Origin of the sequence: Herbaspirillum camelliae (assembly GCF_001929405.1) — a bacterium.
Lineage (GTDB): Bacteria > Pseudomonadota > Gammaproteobacteria > Burkholderiales > Burkholderiaceae_D > Herbaspirillum > Herbaspirillum seropedicae.
Map to the genome: position 1 here is coordinate 5,050,049 of NZ_KV880769.1, position 15,974 is coordinate 5,066,022.

Below are 15,974 nucleotides of genomic sequence, written 5' to 3' on the forward strand. Positions count from 1 at the left end.
CCATTACTGCTTGACCAGCGGGCAGGCCGCGTCCATGGGACGGAAGGCTTGCTGGGCCGGAATCACCGACAGCAGCTTCAGGTAATCCCAGGGCCCCTTGGATTCCGCCAGGGTCTTGACCTGGTACAGGTACATGTCGTGGATTACACGGCCATCAGGGCGGATGGAGGCGTTGCGCATGACGGCGTCGGAGATCGGGATCTCGCGCATCTTTTGCGCCACTACCTTCCAGTCTGAAGTCTTGGCTGCCGCGCGCGCCTTCAGGAACTGGTAGACGCTGGAATAGACGCCGGCCTGCACCATGGTCGGCTTGATGTTCTTGAACTGCGACTCGAAGCGCTTGGAGAAGGCGCGGGTCTGCTCGTCATAGTCCCAATAGAAGCCATCGGTGTAGACCAGGCCCTGCGCCGCCTCCAATCCCAACGCGTGCACATCGGAGAGGAACACCAGCAAGGCCACCAGGCGCTGGTCCTTGCCGCCCACCGCAAAGGAACGCGCCTGCTTGATCGCATTGACCACATCGGTGCCGCCATCGGCCAGCCCGATCACCTGGGCCTTGGACGCCTGCGCCTGCAGCAGGAAGGAAGAGAAGTCCGACGCATTCAGCGGATGGCGCACCGACCCCACCACGGTGCCGCCATTGGCCTTGACCACGTCGGAGGCATCCTTCTCCAGCGAATGGCCGAAGGCGTAGTCCACCGTCACGAAGTACCAGGACTTGTTGCCCAGCTTGGTCAGCGCCGCTGCCGCGCCGGCGGCCTGCGAGTAGGTGTCGAACATCCAGTGGAAGCCATTGGGCGCGCACTCGGCGGTGGTCAGCGCACCGGTGGCCGGGCCGCTGTACATGGCGATGCCGCCCTTGTCCTTGATGAGCTTCTGCACCGCCAGCGCCACCGAGGAATTGGTGAGGTCGGCAATGGCTTCGACCTTGTCGCGGTCCAGCCATTCGCGGGCACGGGTGACGCCGACGTCGGGCTTGTTCTGGTTGTCCGCCGAGAGGATCTCGATCTTCATCCCCTTGCATTCATTCTTGAGGCAGTCTTCCACCGCCATCTTGGCGGCGACCACCGAGCCCTGACCGCCCATGGCCGAATACGGGCCGGACATGTCGGTGAGCACGCCGATCTTGACCGTGTTGGCGTCCTGCGCCAATGCCGGGATGGCCGTAGCGGCCAGTGACACGGTACAGGCCACGGCGGCAGCCGTGAGCGAACGGCCCAAAGCGTTCTTGCGCATCTTGTCTCCTTCATCTTGTGATTGTTGTCGGACCTGCCCGCGTTCATGGACGCTGGGTCTTGCCGTTGTCTCCTGCCGTGCGGCACCGCTCCTCTCTACGCGGGGCGCCGTCACGGCCTCGCTATTCTGCATGTGCGTATTTATCGATACAATAACCACAAAGACAAAACGCTTTTGCATGAATGCAAAAGGAAGCTACGGAGATCACATGCTGGACTGGGACAACCTGAGGATCTTCCTCGAACTCACGCGCAGCCAGGGCCTGGTGGATGCGGCCAAGAAGCTGGGCATCGACCATTCCACCGTCTCGCGCCGCATGAAGCGCTTCGAGGAACAGGTCGGCAGCCAACTGTTCGACCGCAACAACCACGGCTACAAGCTCACCGCCGACGGCTACCGGCTGGTGGAATATGCCGAGCAGGTCGAAAGCACCCTCTATGCCGCCACCGAAGAGCTGGGCGGGCATAACAGCAAGCTCTCCGGCCAGGTGCGGCTGGGCGCCACCGAAGGCTTCGGCACCTTCGTCCTGGCGCCGCATATTGCGCATTTCTGCGCCCGCAATCCGCATATCATGGTGGACATGCTGCCCATGCCGCGCTTCGTGAACCTGTCCAAGCATGAGGCCGACATCAGCGTCTCCATCGAGCGCCCCCTGTCGGGTAATTACGTGGTCACAAAACTGTCCGACTATGTCCTGAAGCTTTATGCTTCACGGGACTACCTGGCCCAGCACCCGCCCATTCACACCCTGGATGACCTGGCGCAACATCACTTCATCGGCTATATCGATGACCTGGTCTTCAGTGAAGAATTGCGCTACAAGGATACGGTAGCGCCCGACGCCTTCCGGGCCTTCCGCAGCACCAGCGTGGTGGCGCAATACACGGCGGCCTGCGCCGGCCGCGCGCTGGCCATCCTGCCCTGCTTCCTGGCGCAGCAATCCGAAGAACTGGCGCCAGTGCTGCCGCAGGAGATCGCCATTACGCGCAGCTTCTGGCTGGTGGCCTCCAGCGAGCAGCGCCATGTGGCGCGGGTGTCGGCGCTGTGGAGTTACCTGCGCGAGTGCGTGGAGCTCAACCGCGACTTCCTGATGGGCCAGTCGCGCCGGATGCGCTGGCTGCAATGATGCGCCGGCCCGCGCCTGCGCAACGAGATGTGTTTCAACCCGGCCGCCCGGTCCCTCCCCGCGCCGGCGGCCTTACCCCAAGGAGATAATGATGGCTGCAAAGAAGATCCTGCTGTTGACCGGTGATTTCGCCGAGGATTATGAAACCATGGTGCCCTTCCAGGCGCTGCAGATGGTCGGCCACACCGTCCACGCGGTCTGCCCCGGCAAGAAAGCCGGCGACAAGGTCAAGACCGCCATCCACGACTTCGAAGGCGACCAGACCTATACCGAAAAGCCGGGCCACCAGTTCGCGCTCAACGCCAGCTTCGACGACGTCAGCGCCGCCGGCTATGACGCCCTGGTGGTGGCCGGGGGCCGCGCGCCCGAATACCTGCGCCTGAATCCCAAGGTGATCGAGCTGGTGCAAGCCTTCGCCAAGGCCGACAAGCCCATCGCCGCGGTCTGCCACGGTCCGCAGGTGCTGGCGGCGGCCGGCGTGCTGGAAGGCAAGAAGGTATCGGCCTATCCGGCCTGCGCGCCGGAAGTGAAGCTGGCCGGCGGCCAGTTCGCCGACATCGCGGTGGATGCCGCCATCACCGACGGCAAGCTGGTCACCGCCCCCGCATGGCCAGCGCATCCGGCCTGGCTGGCGCAGTTCCTGCAGGTGCTGGGGACCCGCATCGAGCTATAAGCCCCACGCGCGCTCACCCGTATCTGCCCAGTGAGGCAGCATGCCGTCCGGTCACGTCCCGGGCGGCATTTTTTTGGCCGCTCAGCATGATGAGCAGTCAGCGCCGCCGTCCTTCCCGCCTTCATTCGCATTTTCCGTGATGAAGCAAGAGGAAGTGAACTCCCGTACTACCTCACTACATTCCCCCATGGCAAGATTGCCGAAATGAATTTTGCTCACGTATTGACATATCGCAAGCATCTCCGGCTGGCCTTCCCCGCATTCGCGTTATAAAGCTAGCAATTCTCGTTGCACAACGATTGCAACGAGAAAACCTCGTCCGAAAAGAGACGGCACACCAGTAGCTGGAGGAATGAATGATCGTAGTACACATCCTGGACGGCTGATCCAGCCAGGCCAGTCAGGCTAGTCCTTGCCGGTCCGCAGCAGCGGACAACCAATTCCATTGAAACCCATGCCGTCCTCTTGCCCATCCGGCAAGCGGACAGGGCATCGCTTTGCCATCGCCTTGAACCCATGAAGATCAACGATTTGCCCCAGGACCTGCTAGCGCCCACCGACGCTGCCGTCCTGCCCGCCCCAGTCCAACAACCCACGCCGGCGCAGCCACAGCCGCAACCCCTGCTTGCGAGCGGCGAGGACGAACACGGCTACCCCTACCCGGCGCAGGCCACCCTCATGTCCAGCACCGACACCAGCAGCGTGCTCACCTACGCCAACTCCAGCTTCGTCGAAGTCAGCGGTTTCCAGCGGGAGCAACTGATCGGCCAACCCCACAACATCGTGCGCCATCCCGATATGCCGCGCGAAGCTTTTGCCGACATGTGGGCCACGCTGCGGCGCGGCGACGCCTGGACTGCCGTGGTCAAGAACCGCCGCGCCGATGGCCGCCACTACTGGGTGCGCGCCAATGTCACCCCGATCCGGCGGGCCGGCGGCATCACCGGCTTCCTGTCGGTGCGCACCCAGCCTGCCCCACATGAAATCCGCGCTGCCGCAGCACTGTACCGGCGCTTTCGCGAGGGCCGGGCGCGTGGATTGCGCTTCTGCCACGGGCTGGTGGTGCGCAGCGGCCCGCTCGGCTGGACGCGCCTGGAACAGGTGCTGCCGGTGCGCTGGCGGCTACGCCTGGCGCTGGCCGCAGGCGGCCTCACCGCGCTGGCTGGCGGCATCCTCGCCGGTGCGCCGCTAGCGCCGATGGCCGCCAGTGTGCTGCCGCCGCTGGCGCTGGCCTGCCTCTGGCTGGAACGCCGCCTGGCTGCACCGCTGGAATTGGTCCTGCAACAGGCCAAGGCCGTCGCCTGCGGCCAGCCGGCCCAGACCCAGGGCCTGGACCGCATCGATGAAATCGGCCTGCTGCTGCGCGCCGTCAATCAATCCGGCCTCAACCTGCGTGCGCTCATCGACGATGTCGCCGCGCAAGTCCAGGGGCTGGAACAGGCCAGCCGCCAGATCGCCAGCGACAATGCCGATCTGCGCCAGCGCACCGCCGACACCCACGCCCAATTGCAGCAGACCGCCAGCGCTGCCGAGCAGATGGCCACCGCCGTGCGCCACAGCGCCGACAGCGCCCAGGCCGCCCATGCCCAGGCGCGCCAGACCAGCCAAGCCGCCGCGCAAGGGCGCGACATCGTCACCCAGGTCGTGCAGACCATGCACCAGATCGCCGACGCCTCCGGCCGCATTGGCGAAATCAACGGCCTCATCGACAGCATTGCCTTCCAGACCAACATCCTGGCCCTGAACGCCGCCGTGGAAGCGGCCCGGGCGGGCGAAGCCGGACGCGGCTTCGCGGTGGTGGCGGCGGAAGTGCGCACCCTGGCCCAGCGCAGCGCCAGCGCGGCCCGCGAGATCAAGGCCCTGATCGCCCACAGCGTGGGCCAGAGCCAGGCCGGGGCGCAACGCGCCGAACAGGCTGCAGCGGCCATCGAGAGCATCGTTGCGCAAGCCCAGGACATGAGTACGCTCATCGGCGCCATCTCCACCAGCGCGGTCGAGCAGAGCCAGGGGGTGAGCCAGGTCAGCCAGTCGGCGCTGATGCTCGATGGCATGACCCAGCAGAACGCCGAGATGGTCGAACATTCGGCCGCCGCCGTGGCAGCCATGCAGCAGCGCATGCAGACGCTGCAACAGGCAGTGGCCGTATTCGAGCACGACTGATTCCTGATCCGCGCCGCCCGTGCTTGCCAGCTGCGGCCGAACCGCTAGAATTGCGGTTCGGCCGCGGTTTTTCGCCGCTGGCACAATATCGGCGACGCTGCCCCGTCTTCAGGGCATGCAGCCCATTTCCCTTTCCTCCCCGATGAGCGACCAGGACCGCGAGATCACCGCTACCGTCATGCGCGAGCGCAGCCGGCTGGGCGGCTTCATCCGGCGCCGGGTGGCCGACGCCGGCGAGGCCGAAGACATCCTGCAGGAAGTGTTCTACGAGTTCGTCCAGGCCTATCGCCTGCCCGAACCGATCGAACAGGTCAGCGCCTGGCTGTTCCGGGTGGCGCGCAACCGCATCATCGACCGCTTCCGCAAGAAGAAGGAAGAGCCCTTGCCGGAGGCGCACGACATCGAACAGGTCGATGGCGCAGACGACGCCTGGCGGCTCGACCTGGCGCTGCCCGCCAGCGCTGACGGCCCCGAAGCGGCCTATGCCCGCGCCGCCCTGATCGACGCCTTGCAAGAGGCGCTGGGAGAATTGCCCGAGGCGCAGCGCGAGGTCTTCATCGCGCATGAACTCGACGGGCTCAGTTTCAAGGAAATGGCGGCTGCCAGCGGCACCAGCTTGAATACCCTGCTGGCGCGCAAGCGCTATGCAGTGCTGCACCTGCGCGAGCGGCTGCAGGCGGTTTATGACGAATTGGAGATGTAATGGATCAGAACGCAATCCCCCAGCCCGACCCTCAACCCGGCTCCCCACCCAGCCCTGAGCGCAACCCCGGACGCCGCCACGGCCACCGTGGTCACCGTGGCCGCTGGGGATTCAAGCTGGCGCTGTGCCTGTTGTGCGTGCCGCTGCTGGGCGTGGTGGTGATGCTGCTGTGGAACTGGGTGATGCCGCCCATCTTCCCCGGCGTGGCCGAGATCGGTTTCTGGCGCGCCCTGGGCTTGCTGGTGCTATGCCGGATCCTGTTCGGCGGCTTTCGCGGGCGTCATGGTGGCTGGCGCGACAAGCGCCGCTTCATGCGCGCCCGCTGGGAAGCCATGACGCCAGAGGAACGCGAACGCTGCCAACTGCGCAGCCGCATGTTCTGCCGCGACGAACGCAAATGAACAACGCGGCCCGCTGCCCCTGAACTGCTCAGCCCAGGGCAGACGGCTGGGGCGGCGCCGCATGCCAGTCATGCTCGCGCAGACCGATGGAGGTGAAGGGATCGACCAGGGTGCCCGCCACCATCCTGGCCAACAGTTGCGGTGCCGGCGGCACCACTGACAAGCGCGCCGCCAACTGATCACGCACCCAGGGCAGCCACACCGAATCGGACTGGTAGAACGGCGTGAACATGGCCGACATGGCCTGGAAGGTCCGCACATGGCGTCGCCGCGAGGCAGCATAGCGCGGCAGGGCCTGCTCCAGCGTCTCTGACTGCTGCAAGGCGTGGCTCAAGGCCCGTGCATCGAGCAAGGCCATGTTGGCGCCCTGCCCCAACTGCGGACTGGTGGAATGGGCCGCATCGCCGATGATGGCCAGCCGCTCACCGTAAGGCAGGGGCAAGGTGTGATGGCCATACCGCGCCAGCGTCATCTGCTCGAAGCCATCGATCTGCGCCAGATAAGGCGCGCACTCCGGCCAGAGTGCATGCACCCCATCCTTCCAGGCCGACAGCCCCGCCTGCTTGAGCGACTCCACCCGATCCGGCCGCGTACTCCAGAAGAACGCCACCATGGGCTCATCCTGCGGGGTAGGCCGACCGATGGGCAGCACACCGATCATGGTGCTGGCGCGGCGATAGCGCTGCACCAGTGAATTGTGGCCGAAGGACAAGCCCGGCTGGGCCCGCAACGAGACCCAGAAAGCGCCATAGGGCAAGGGCCGCGGTTCGCAGCTGCGCAACGCATGGCGGCGCAGGGGCGAGCGTGCGCCACTGGCATCGATGACCAGGTCGAAACCGCCGATGCGACGGCCATCAGCGGCCGTCAGGCAGGCCTGTGCGCCGGTATGCTCCAGGTCGCTGATATCGTGGCCGGTCTCCACCTCGATGCCCTCCTGCCGCACAGCCTCCAGCAACACGCCGAACAAGGCGGCCCGATGCACGGCAATGCCGTAGCGGCCACCGGCAATGGCGTCGTAGCGCACGTCCAGCACCGTCTTGCCCGAGAGCGCGTCAGCGCCGTAGAGGCGGTCGATGCGTTGGCCCAGCGCGGCGATGCGGGTGAACAATCCCAGGTCTTGCAGCACGGTCAGCCCGGTTGGCTGCAGGATCAGCCCGGAACCGACCGGTGCGGCCTGCACGAAGCGCTCCAGCAAGCTGACCCGATGTCCGGCGCGCCTGAGATAGAGGGCCATGGCCAGCCCGGCCGGACCGGCGCCGGCAATGGCGACGTGCAAGGGCTTCATCATGCCGCCCCCGACGTCGGCTGCTGGCGCGTCCAGGCCGGCGCATCCTTGTCCAGGAAGGCGCGCAGGCCTTCACGTCCTTCGGCAGAGGCGCGCAGGTCGGCGATGACGCCGGCCGTGTATTCGGACAATTCAGGCGTGACCTGCAAGGGATTGGCCACCTGCACCAGTTGCTTGGCCGCGCGCATGGCCTGCGGTCCGTTGGCCAGCAAGGTATCGATCAGTTGCGCCGTCCTGGCATCGAGCTCGTCGGGCGACACCAGTTCATGCACCAGACCCATGGCAGCCGCGCGCGCGGCCGGGAAGCGTTCTGCCGAGACGAAGTAGCGGCGCGCCTGCGACACACCCATCTTGGCGATCACATACGGGCTGATGGCTGCGGGCGCCAGGCCCAACTTGACTTCGGAGAGCGCGAAGAAGGCCGCGTCCGACGCCACCACGATATCGCAGCAGGACACCAGGCCCACGCCGCCGCCCATCACTGCCCCCTGGACCTTGGCCAGGGTGGGGGTCGGGAAGCTGTTGAGCGTTTCCATCAGCAGCGCCAGCTTGCGGGCGTCGCGCAGGTTGTCTTCACGCGAGGCATCGGCCATGCGGCGCATCCAGGCCAGGTCGGCTCCGGCAGAGAAGGATTTGCCGGTCGAGGCCAGCAGCAGGAGGCAAGTACGGGTATCGTCGCGCGCCTGGGTGAGCAGGTCGATCAGGTGGGCGATCAGTTGGTCGTCGAAGGCGTTGTGGATCTCGGGGCGGTCCAGGGTGATCGTGGCCAGGCCACGGGGGGTGATGTCGAGGTGGGCTGCGCTGCTCATTTGCTCTCCTTTGGGATCTGGGCGGGAGGATAGCGCAAAATCGGCAGGGATAATGTTGGAGGGCTGACAATCGCTGCTTTCGGGCGAACTAAAAATGCCCGCTTGGCTGGGTTGGATTAGATTGCGTGCAGTGTGTGCTCCACCGTCCTCTAACGGGTCGCTGCACCAACGAGGGATTCGCCCACGTGCCGCGGGCCCGGTTTCGTTTGCAAGCGATACCTTTCGAATCCCCCTGCGATGTGCTCAAGCACATGTAGTGACAACATCCGACGCGGCCCTTGTTTTAATTAAATAATTCAATAATAATTGAATTATTGTACTTTTAGAGAGAGCCATGGAGACCAAGACCGTTATCACTGCACTGGCTGCATTAGCCCAGGAGTCGCGCTTAGCCATCTTCCGGCATCTGGTCCAGGTCGGTCCAGAAGGCTGTGCCGCCAGCAAGATCGGAGAAACCTTGGCCATTGCGCCTTCGTCAGTATCGTTTCACATGAAAGAGCTATCGCACGCCGGTTTGGTGAGCTCCCGCCAGGAGGGGCGCTTCGTCATCTACGCTGCCAACTATGGCGCGATGAATGATGTTTTGAGTTTCCTCACGGAAAACTGCTGTGGCGGCAACCCTTGCTCTCCCGTCAGCACCTGCTGCGTGCCGTCCACTGCCACCAAGTAACCATCGCCTGGAACGATCAGGCCTTCACGCCAAGGAGTTCACATGTCCACTAGCCAACAAAAGTTCTACAACGTCCTCTTCCTCTGCACAGGCAACTCGGCGCGCAGCATCATGGCCGAAGCACTACTGAACACCATGGGCAAAGGCCGCTTCCATGCCTACAGCGCCGGAAGTCATCCCGCCGGGGCCGTCAACCCGCTGGCACTAGAGCAGATCCAAGCCACCGGCTATGCGCTGAATGATTTGCGCAGCAAGAGCTGGGATGAATTTGCCACACCGGATGCCCCCAAGATGGATTTCATCATCACAGTTTGCGACAACGCTGCTGGTGAAGTCTGCCCCGTTTGGCCAGGTCAGCCGATTTCAGCGCACTGGGGATTTGAAGATCCTGCTGCGGCTATCGGCACCGAGGAGCAGAAGCGCGCCGTATTCTCGAAAGTCGCCCGGCAAATCATGACCCGGGTGAATCTCTTTGCCAGCTTGCCGCTCCACACACTCGAAAAGACCGCGATCAAGCGCGAAATGGACGCCATCGGCATCACTTCGGTTTAAGCCCTTCGGCTGGAGTTTATTGAATCCGGCCGAGCCCCCCCTTTTTTTCGTCCAAGGATAGAAAGTGCTGGCTGCTTTTGTCATCTTCCTGCTCACACTGATTTTTGTCATCTGGCAGCCCAAGGGGCTAGGCATTGGCTGGAGTGCGTGCGCTGGCGCTGCCGTCGCACTAGCGGCCGGCGTCATTCATCTTTCCGATATTCCGGTGGTCTGGCACATCGTCTGGAACGCCACCGGGACCTTCATCGCCATCATTATCATCAGCCTCTTGCTCGACAAGGCCGGCTTCTTCGAGTGGGCCGCCTTGCACGTAGCCCGCTGGGGCGCTGGCCGCGGCCGCATGCTATTCGTCCTGCTGATCTTGTTGGGTGCAGCAGTATCCGCGCTGTTCGCCAACGATGGCGCCGCGCTGATCCTGACGCCGATTGTCATCGCGATGCTCCTGGCGCTGCGATTCTCGCCCCAGGCGACGCTGGCCTTTGTCATGGCAGCCGGCTTCATCGCCGACACAGCCAGTCTGCCACTGGTGGTATCCAACCTGGTGAATATTGTCTCGGCAGACTTCTTCAAGATCGGCTTTGCGGAATATGCCTCGGTCATGATCCCCGTCGACATCGTGTCAGTCGTGGCGACGCTCATCGTGCTCTTCCTCTACTTTCGTCGCGATATCCCCGAAAACTATGACCTTACACAGCTGCAGCCCCCTACTGCAGCCATCCATGATCGAGCAACGTTCGTTGCCGGCTGGTGGGTGCTTGCACTGCTGCTGGTGGGCTTCTTCTGGCTGGAGCGCCTCGGTGTGCCCATCAGCGCCGTGGCGGCGGTCGGTGCACTGATCCTCCTGGCAGTTGCAGGCAAAGGCCATGTCATTTCCACGCGCGAGGTCATCAAGGGAGCGCCCTGGCAGGTCGTGTTCTTCTCGCTGGGGATGTACCTGGTGGTGTACGGGCTGCGCAATGCCGGGCTGACGGACTACCTGACAAGCGTGCTGAACGGCTTTGCAGAGCACGGCGTCTGGGGCGCAGCCCTCGGCACCGGCTTCTTGACCGCCTTCCTGTCGTCGATCATGAACAACATGCCAACGGTTCTGGTGGGCGCACTATCGATCGATGCCACCACAGCCCAAGGCGTGGTGAAGGAAGCAATGGTCTACGCCAATGTCATTGGCAGCGACCTTGGCCCCAAGATCACTCCCATCGGTAGCCTGGCGACCTTGCTCTGGTTGCATGTGCTGGACAAGAAGAGTATCCACATCTCATGGGGCTATTACTTCCGGGTGGGCGCGATGCTGACGCTGCCGGTCCTGCTGATAACGCTGTCTGCTCTTGCAATCAGATTAGGTGGGTGAGCATGACTGTCATGCCCTCTCTCTCAACTTCAACATAGACGCTCATGATGACCACGATCTACCACAATCCCGCATGTGGAACCTCCCGCAACACCCTGGCGATGATCCGCAACAGCGGTGAAGAGCCGACCATCATCGAATATCTGCAGCACCCGCCCAGCCGCGAGCAACTGACCAAAATGATCCAGGATGCTGGTCTGACGGTACGCGAAGCCATTCGGCAAAAAGGTACGCCCTACGCCGAGCTGGGCCTGGGCAATCTCTCTCTGAGCGACGACCAGCTGCTGGACGCCATGCTGGCCAACCCCATCCTGATCAACCGTCCATTCGTTCTGACCACCAAGGGGACCAGACTTTGCCGTCCCTCCGAGTTGGTATTGGATATCCTCCCTAATCCGCAACAAGGCGCGTTTACCAAGGAAGATGGCGAAGTCGTTATCAATGAGGAGGGGCAACGTGTCGCAGCGAATAAATGATTTGCCCAACATCGATCCTGCCCAGTTCAAGGTTCCGGGACTCGGCGATTTCGCCAAGATCGGCGCCTCGACCCATCGGCCGCGCTTTCTCCTTCTGTACGGATCTCTGCGTGAACGTTCCTACAGCCGATTGCTGACCATGGAAGCGGCCCGCTTGCTGGAGGCCATGGGCGGCGAAGTCAATATCTTTGATCCCTGCGGCCTGCCGCTTCCGGACAGCGAGCCTGAAACACATCCGAAGGTGACTGAACTACGGGAGCTGGCCAACTGGGCTGAGGGGATGGTGTGGTGCTCGCCCGAGCGCCATGGTGCCATGACGGGGATCATGAAGGCGCAGATCGACTGGATTCCCTTGTCGCAGGGAGCGGTCAGGCCGACTCAAGGCAAGACACTGGCAGTCATGGAGGTTTCCGGCGGCTCCCAGTCCTTCAATGCAGTCAATCAGATGCGCGTTCTCGGACGCTGGATGCGGATGCTGACCATTCCGAACCAGTCGTCGGTGGCCAAGGCGTACCAGGAGTTTGACGACGTCGGCCGCATGAAGGCTTCTCCGTACTACGAACGCGTGGTCGACGTGATGGAAGAACTGTTCAAGTTCACCCTTTTGACCCGAGATGTGTCGTCGTATCTGACCGACCGGTACAGCGAACGCAGGGAAACCGCCGAGGACCTATCCAGACGCATGAATCAGCGTGCCATCTAGCGGCGACATGCTGCCATGCGGAAAGGCCGCTCCTCGGGACGAATCCCCCGCGATGTGCTCAAGCACATCGCTAGGGGCCACCAAACAAAAAAGCCCGCTTGCGCGGGCTTTCGGTTGGCTGGGTTGGCTTGGATTGCGTCAGGTGCGCGCTCAACAGCCCTCTAACGCTCGCTGCGCGAGCGAGGGATTCGCCCACGTTCCGCGGGCCCGGTTTCGCTTGCAAGCGAAACCTTTCGAATCCCCCCCGCGATGTGCTCAAGCACATCGCTAGGGGCCACCAAACAAAAAAGCCCGCTTGCGCGGGCTTTTTTATTTGGCGTCCCCTGGGGGATTCGAACCCCCGTACTCACCGTGAAAGGGTGATGTCCTAGGCCTCTAGACGAAGGGGACAAAACGGTCACAACTACAATATTCCTCGAATCAGCTCTTCCGCCAATTCACCCCACATATCCATGCGGGTCGCTGGTGGAGGTAAGCGGGATCGAACCGCTGACCTCTTGCATGCCATGCAAGCGCTCTCCCAGCTGAGCTATACCCCCTGCGAAAGGAAAAGTCCCAAACTCCGGACTATCCAACCTCAAGGTAGCCTGACCGGTCAGATCAGACTACTTACTACCTGGCGTCCCCTGGGGGATTCGCCCACATTCTGCGGGCCGCGGAATCGCTTGCAAGCGATTCCCTTCGAATCCCCACGCGATGTGCTCAAGCACATCGCTGGACTTCTATAATCCAACATTAGTCGGACTATTTTGCTACCTGGCGTCCCCTGGGGGATTCGAACCCCCGTACTCACCGTGAAAGGGTGATGTCCTAGGCCTCTAGACGAAGGGGACACTATACCGCTACATACCTGCGCTGCCTGCTGGGTGACAGCGCAGATATCGAAATCTGGCGTCCCCTGGGGGATTCGAACCCCCGTACTCACCGTGAAAGGGTGATGTCCTAGGCCTCTAGACGAAGGGGACAAGCAGGTACTTCACATTACTTCTTGTTTCTACACTTCAAGCTTCGCCTGAAATATCACCGCCAAACATCTGCGGGTCGCTGGTGGAGGTAAGCGGGATCGAACCGCTGACCTCTTGCATGCCATGCAAGCGCTCTCCCAGCTGAGCTATACCCCCGTTGCGAAGAAGCGAGATTATGCAATACCTCTTTTCAAAAGACAACAGCTTTTTCAAAAATAATTTCTATTTTTTAAAGATAGCCAGACAAACGTACCTGTACAGCCTCACGACCGAACAATTGCAGCACGGCGTCAATCGCCGGCGTCTGCAATTGGCCCGCCACGATCAGGCGCAGGGGCATGGCCAGCTGCGGCATCTTGATGCCGTGCGTAGCCAGAACTTCCTTGATCATCGGCGCAATCGCTTCCTTGCTCCACTCCACCGTCGCCACGCGCTGGGCAAAGTCAGCCAGGGCCGGCTTGATCGCCTCTGTAATGTGCTGCGCCACCAGAGCCGCATCCGGGGCCGGCTGGCGATAGAACATCAGCGCCGCAGCCGCAATCTCGTTGACGGTATTGGCGCGATCCTTCAGCAGTGCAATCACGGCCGCCAGATCAGGCGCGCCCTCGAACACCGCACCCTGTGCTTGCAGCAACGGGCGGACCAGATCAGCCAGGCGGACGTTGTCGGCCAGCTTGATGTAGTGGTTGTTGAGCCAGTTCAGCTTTTCCGGGTTGAATTGCGCCGGGGCCTTGGTCAGGTGATCCAGGTCGAACCATTCGCAGAACTGCTGCATCGAGAAGATCTCGTCGTCGCCATGGCTCCAGCCCAGGCGCGCCAGGTAGTTCAGCATGGCTTCGGGCAGGTAGCCCTGGGCCGGGTAATCCATCACGCTCACGGCGCCATGGCGCTTGGACAGCTTCTCGCCATCAGCGCCCAGGATCATCGGCACATGGCCATACTCGGGCAGCGTGCCGCCCAGGGCCTTGAGGATGTTGATCTGGCGCGGGGTATTGTTCACATGGTCGTCGCCACGGATGACGTGGGTGATCTTCATGTCCCAGTCATCCACCACCACGCAGAAGTTGTAGGTGGGGGTGCCGTCCGGACGGGCAATCACCAGGTCGTCCAGCTCGCGGTTGGAAATCGTGATGGGGCCTTTGACCACATCGTTCCAGCTCACCTCGCCATCCTGCGGATTCTTGAAACGCACCACTGGCTTGCGACCTTCCGGAATGGCCGGCAGGGTCTTGCCCGGTTCCGGACGCCAGGTGCCGTCGTAGCGCGGCTTCTCGCCGGCCGCGCGCTGGCGCTCGCGCATGGCTTCCACTTCTTCCGGGGTGCAGTAGCAGTAATAGGCCGTGCCCTGCTCCAGCATCTGCGCGATCACTTCGCGATAGCGATCCATGCGCTTCATCTGGTAGAACGGACCTTCGTCATGCTCCAACCCCAACCACTGCATGCCCTCGATGATGGCCTGCACCGCTTCCGGGGTGGAACGCTCGACGTCGGTATCTTCGATGCGCAGCACGAAGGTGCCGCCGAAGCGGCGGGCGTAGGCCCAGGAGAACAGCGCCGTGCGGGCGCCGCCCAGGTGCAGGTAGCCGGTGGGACTGGGAGCGAAACGGGTGCGAACTTGAGTGGCAGTCATGATAGCGAGTAAACACCAGGCCGGCCCTGGGTTGCCAGGGCCGGCCATCGGTGGAGCAAAAGAATTCGGAAAGGCGTCATTTTAACGCCTTTGCAGGCAGGCACGCCATGCTGGCGGCCCGCCCCGGGGTGACATCAGTCGTTCTGCACCACGATGCTGGGGAACTTGCTGGACATGTCACGCGCCTTTTCGGCCACCTTGACGGCGACCTTGCGGGCGATGGCCTTGTAGATCTCGGCCACCTTGCCATCAGGATCGGCCACCACGGTGGGCTTGCCGGAATCGGTCTGCTGGCGGATTTCCATGGTCAGCGGCAAGGCGCCCAGGAAGTCCACGCCAAAGTCGGCGCACATCTTCTCGCCGCCGCCCACGCCAAAGATGGGTTCGGCATGGCCGCAGTGGGAGCAGACGTGCATGCTCATGTTTTCCACGATGCCCAGGATGGGAATGCCGACCTTCTCGAACATGCGCAAACCCTTGCGCGCATCCAGCAGGGCAATATCCTGCGGGGTAGTGACGATGACCGCACCGGTCACCGGGACCTTCTGCGACAGGGTCAACTGTACGTCGCCAGTGCCCGGCGGCATGTCGACGATCAGGTAATCCAGGTCGCGCCAGTTGGTCTGGTCCAGCAATTGCTGCAGGGCTTGCGTGACGATGGGGCCGCGCCAGACCATGGGTTCGTCCGGATCGATCATGAAACCGATGGAAGAGACCTGCAGGCCGTGGTTTTCCAGCGGTTCCATGGTCTTGCCATCCTTGGTCTCGGGCTGGCCGGAGATGCCCATCATCATGGGCTGCGAGGGACCATAGATATCGGCATCCAGGATGCCCACCCGCGCACCCTCGGCCGACAGCGCCAGCGCCAGGTTCACGGCGGTGGTGGACTTGCCCACGCCGCCCTTGCCCGAGGCCACGGCGATGATGTTCTTGACGTTGCTCTTGAGCTTGATGCCGCGCTGCACCGCATGCGCCACGATCTTGAAGTAGACGTTGGCTTCCACGGCGGTCACGCCCGGCAGCTTGCCCAGCGCCTCTTCGACCAGTTGGCGGATCGGTGCGATCTGGCTGACTGCCGGATAGCCCAGTTCCACGTCCAGCAGCACGCGCGAACCCTCGACGCGGATATTGCGGGCTTCCTTGCCACGGATCATGTCCTTGCCGGTATTGGGGTCGATCACCTGCAACAGGGCCGCCTTGATCTCTTCCACGGTAATGCTCATTGGTTCTCCTTGCT

Annotated in this window: 15 protein-coding genes and 5 tRNA genes; 10 read left to right on the plus strand and 10 right to left on the minus strand. The window is 62.8% G+C overall.

What is annotated here, in order from left to right:
- Positions 1-3: 3 nt before the first annotated feature.
- Positions 4-1,236 (minus strand): ABC transporter substrate-binding protein, encoded by a 1,233-nt coding sequence (locus BGK68_RS22540; RefSeq protein ID WP_075258903.1) that lies wholly within the window; start codon positions 1,234-1,236, stop codon positions 4-6.
- Positions 1,237-1,444: 208 nt separating this feature from the next.
- Here BGK68_RS22540 and BGK68_RS22545 point away from each other — a divergent pair, with 208 nt between their 5' ends.
- The 5 genes from BGK68_RS22545 (at position 1,445) to BGK68_RS22565 (ending at position 6,299) form a co-directional block, all read left to right on the plus strand.
- Complete coding sequence (locus tag BGK68_RS22545; RefSeq protein ID WP_075258904.1) at positions 1,445-2,362, plus strand: LysR family transcriptional regulator; 918 nt, start codon at positions 1,445-1,447, stop codon at positions 2,360-2,362.
- A 91-nt stretch (positions 2,363-2,453) separates the two neighbouring features.
- Positions 2,454-3,035, plus strand: coding sequence for a DJ-1/PfpI family protein (locus BGK68_RS22550; protein ID WP_041310961.1), 582 nt, complete (start codon positions 2,454-2,456; stop codon positions 3,033-3,035).
- Positions 3,036-3,551: 516 nt separating this feature from the next.
- Positions 3,552-5,195: a methyl-accepting chemotaxis protein gene (locus BGK68_RS22555; RefSeq protein WP_233149386.1), complete on the plus strand. Its 1,644-nt coding sequence runs from the start codon at positions 3,552-3,554 to the stop codon at positions 5,193-5,195.
- 115 nt (positions 5,196-5,310) lie between these two features.
- On the plus strand, positions 5,311-5,898 hold the full coding sequence (locus BGK68_RS22560) for an RNA polymerase sigma factor (protein WP_013235029.1): 588 nt from the start codon (positions 5,311-5,313) through the stop codon (positions 5,896-5,898).
- Entirely contained in the window at positions 5,898-6,299 is a 402-nt protein-coding gene (locus tag BGK68_RS22565; protein WP_075258905.1) for a hypothetical protein, read from the plus strand. The genes BGK68_RS22560 and BGK68_RS22565 overlap by 1 nt, the downstream gene beginning before the upstream one ends.
- A 28-nt stretch (positions 6,300-6,327) precedes the next feature.
- Here the strand turns inward: BGK68_RS22565 and BGK68_RS22570 are convergent, their stop codons facing one another.
- Complete coding sequence (locus BGK68_RS22570; RefSeq protein WP_233149387.1) at positions 6,328-7,587, minus strand: FAD-dependent oxidoreductase; 1,260 nt, start codon at positions 7,585-7,587, stop codon at positions 6,328-6,330.
- The gene (locus BGK68_RS22575) at positions 7,584-8,393 is read right to left on the minus strand and encodes an enoyl-CoA hydratase-related protein (protein ID WP_075258907.1); all 810 of its coding nucleotides are present in this window, start codon (positions 8,391-8,393) and stop codon (positions 7,584-7,586) included. Before BGK68_RS22575 ends, BGK68_RS22570 begins: the two co-directional genes overlap by 4 nt.
- Positions 8,394-8,727: 334 nt before the next feature.
- Here BGK68_RS22575 and BGK68_RS22580 point away from each other — a divergent pair, with 334 nt between their 5' ends.
- From BGK68_RS22580 to arsH, 5 genes are all read left to right on the plus strand, one after another.
- Complete coding sequence (locus BGK68_RS22580; RefSeq protein ID WP_075258908.1) at positions 8,728-9,063, plus strand: ArsR/SmtB family transcription factor; 336 nt, start codon at positions 8,728-8,730, stop codon at positions 9,061-9,063.
- A 42-nt stretch (positions 9,064-9,105) separates the two neighbouring features.
- Positions 9,106-9,615: an arsenate reductase ArsC gene (locus BGK68_RS22585; protein WP_075258909.1), complete on the plus strand. Its 510-nt coding sequence runs from the start codon at positions 9,106-9,108 to the stop codon at positions 9,613-9,615.
- A gap of 64 nt (positions 9,616-9,679) precedes the next feature.
- Positions 9,680-10,963 (plus strand): arsenic transporter, encoded by a 1,284-nt coding sequence (locus BGK68_RS22590; protein ID WP_075258910.1) that lies wholly within the window; start codon positions 9,680-9,682, stop codon positions 10,961-10,963.
- A 47-nt stretch (positions 10,964-11,010) separates the two neighbouring features.
- Positions 11,011-11,439, plus strand: coding sequence for an arsenate reductase (glutaredoxin) (arsC, locus tag BGK68_RS22595; protein WP_083657956.1), 429 nt, complete (start codon positions 11,011-11,013; stop codon positions 11,437-11,439).
- Positions 11,405-12,142: an arsenical resistance protein ArsH gene (gene arsH / locus BGK68_RS22600; protein WP_143433218.1), complete on the plus strand. Its 738-nt coding sequence runs from the start codon at positions 11,405-11,407 to the stop codon at positions 12,140-12,142. The genes arsC and arsH overlap by 35 nt, the downstream gene beginning before the upstream one ends.
- 314 nt (positions 12,143-12,456) lie before the next feature.
- Here arsH and BGK68_RS22605 read toward each other — a convergent pair.
- The 7 genes from BGK68_RS22605 to apbC all read right to left on the minus strand — a co-directional run bounded on the left by BGK68_RS22605 (position 12,457) and on the right by apbC (position 15,960).
- Positions 12,457-12,532 (minus strand) — tRNA-Glu (locus BGK68_RS22605).
- 73 nt (positions 12,533-12,605) lie between these two features.
- Positions 12,606-12,681: transfer RNA gene (locus tag BGK68_RS22610), tRNA-Ala, on the minus strand.
- Positions 12,682-12,899: 218 nt separating this feature from the next.
- Positions 12,900-12,975: transfer RNA gene (locus BGK68_RS22615), tRNA-Glu, on the minus strand.
- A gap of 56 nt (positions 12,976-13,031) precedes the next feature.
- A tRNA-Glu gene (locus BGK68_RS22620) sits at positions 13,032-13,107 on the minus strand.
- 80 nt (positions 13,108-13,187) lie between these two features.
- Positions 13,188-13,263: transfer RNA gene (locus BGK68_RS22625), tRNA-Ala, on the minus strand.
- A 73-nt stretch (positions 13,264-13,336) separates the two neighbouring features.
- The gene (gltX, locus tag BGK68_RS22630) at positions 13,337-14,737 is read right to left on the minus strand and encodes a glutamate--tRNA ligase (protein WP_075258913.1); all 1,401 of its coding nucleotides are present in this window, start codon (positions 14,735-14,737) and stop codon (positions 13,337-13,339) included.
- Positions 14,738-14,871: 134 nt separating this feature from the next.
- Positions 14,872-15,960 carry an iron-sulfur cluster carrier protein ApbC gene (gene apbC / locus BGK68_RS22635; protein ID WP_075258914.1) on the minus strand — a complete coding sequence of 363 codons (1,089 nt, stop codon included), beginning with the start codon at positions 15,958-15,960 and terminating at the stop codon, positions 14,872-14,874.
- Positions 15,961-15,974 lie beyond the last annotated feature (14 nt).

Coding starts and splice junctions, on each gene's coding strand:
- BGK68_RS22565 (WP_075258905.1), top strand. CDS start 5,898: ATGGATCAGAACGCAATCCCCCAGCCCGACCCTCAACCCGGCTCCCCA.
- arsC (WP_083657956.1), top strand. CDS start 11,011: ATGACCACGATCTACCACAATCCCGCATGTGGAACCTCCCGCAACACC.
- gltX (WP_075258913.1), bottom strand. CDS start 14,737: ATGACTGCCACTCAAGTTCGCACCCGTTTCGCTCCCAGTCCCACCGGC.
- BGK68_RS22580 (WP_075258908.1), top strand. CDS start 8,728: ATGGAGACCAAGACCGTTATCACTGCACTGGCTGCATTAGCCCAGGAG.
- arsH (WP_143433218.1), top strand. CDS start 11,405: ATGAGGAGGGGCAACGTGTCGCAGCGAATAAATGATTTGCCCAACATC.
- BGK68_RS22575 (WP_075258907.1), bottom strand. CDS start 8,393: ATGAGCAGCGCAGCCCACCTCGACATCACCCCCCGTGGCCTGGCCACG.
- BGK68_RS22570 (WP_233149387.1), bottom strand. CDS start 7,587: ATGATGAAGCCCTTGCACGTCGCCATTGCCGGCGCCGGTCCGGCCGGG.
- BGK68_RS22545 (WP_075258904.1), top strand. CDS start 1,445: ATGCTGGACTGGGACAACCTGAGGATCTTCCTCGAACTCACGCGCAGC.
- apbC (WP_075258914.1), bottom strand. CDS start 15,960: ATGAGCATTACCGTGGAAGAGATCAAGGCGGCCCTGTTGCAGGTGATC.
- BGK68_RS22550 (WP_041310961.1), top strand. CDS start 2,454: ATGGCTGCAAAGAAGATCCTGCTGTTGACCGGTGATTTCGCCGAGGAT.
- BGK68_RS22585 (WP_075258909.1), top strand. CDS start 9,106: ATGTCCACTAGCCAACAAAAGTTCTACAACGTCCTCTTCCTCTGCACA.
- BGK68_RS22540 (WP_075258903.1), bottom strand. CDS start 1,236: ATGCGCAAGAACGCTTTGGGCCGTTCGCTCACGGCTGCCGCCGTGGCC.
- BGK68_RS22555 (WP_233149386.1), top strand. CDS start 3,552: ATGAAGATCAACGATTTGCCCCAGGACCTGCTAGCGCCCACCGACGCT.
- BGK68_RS22560 (WP_013235029.1), top strand. CDS start 5,311: ATGCAGCCCATTTCCCTTTCCTCCCCGATGAGCGACCAGGACCGCGAG.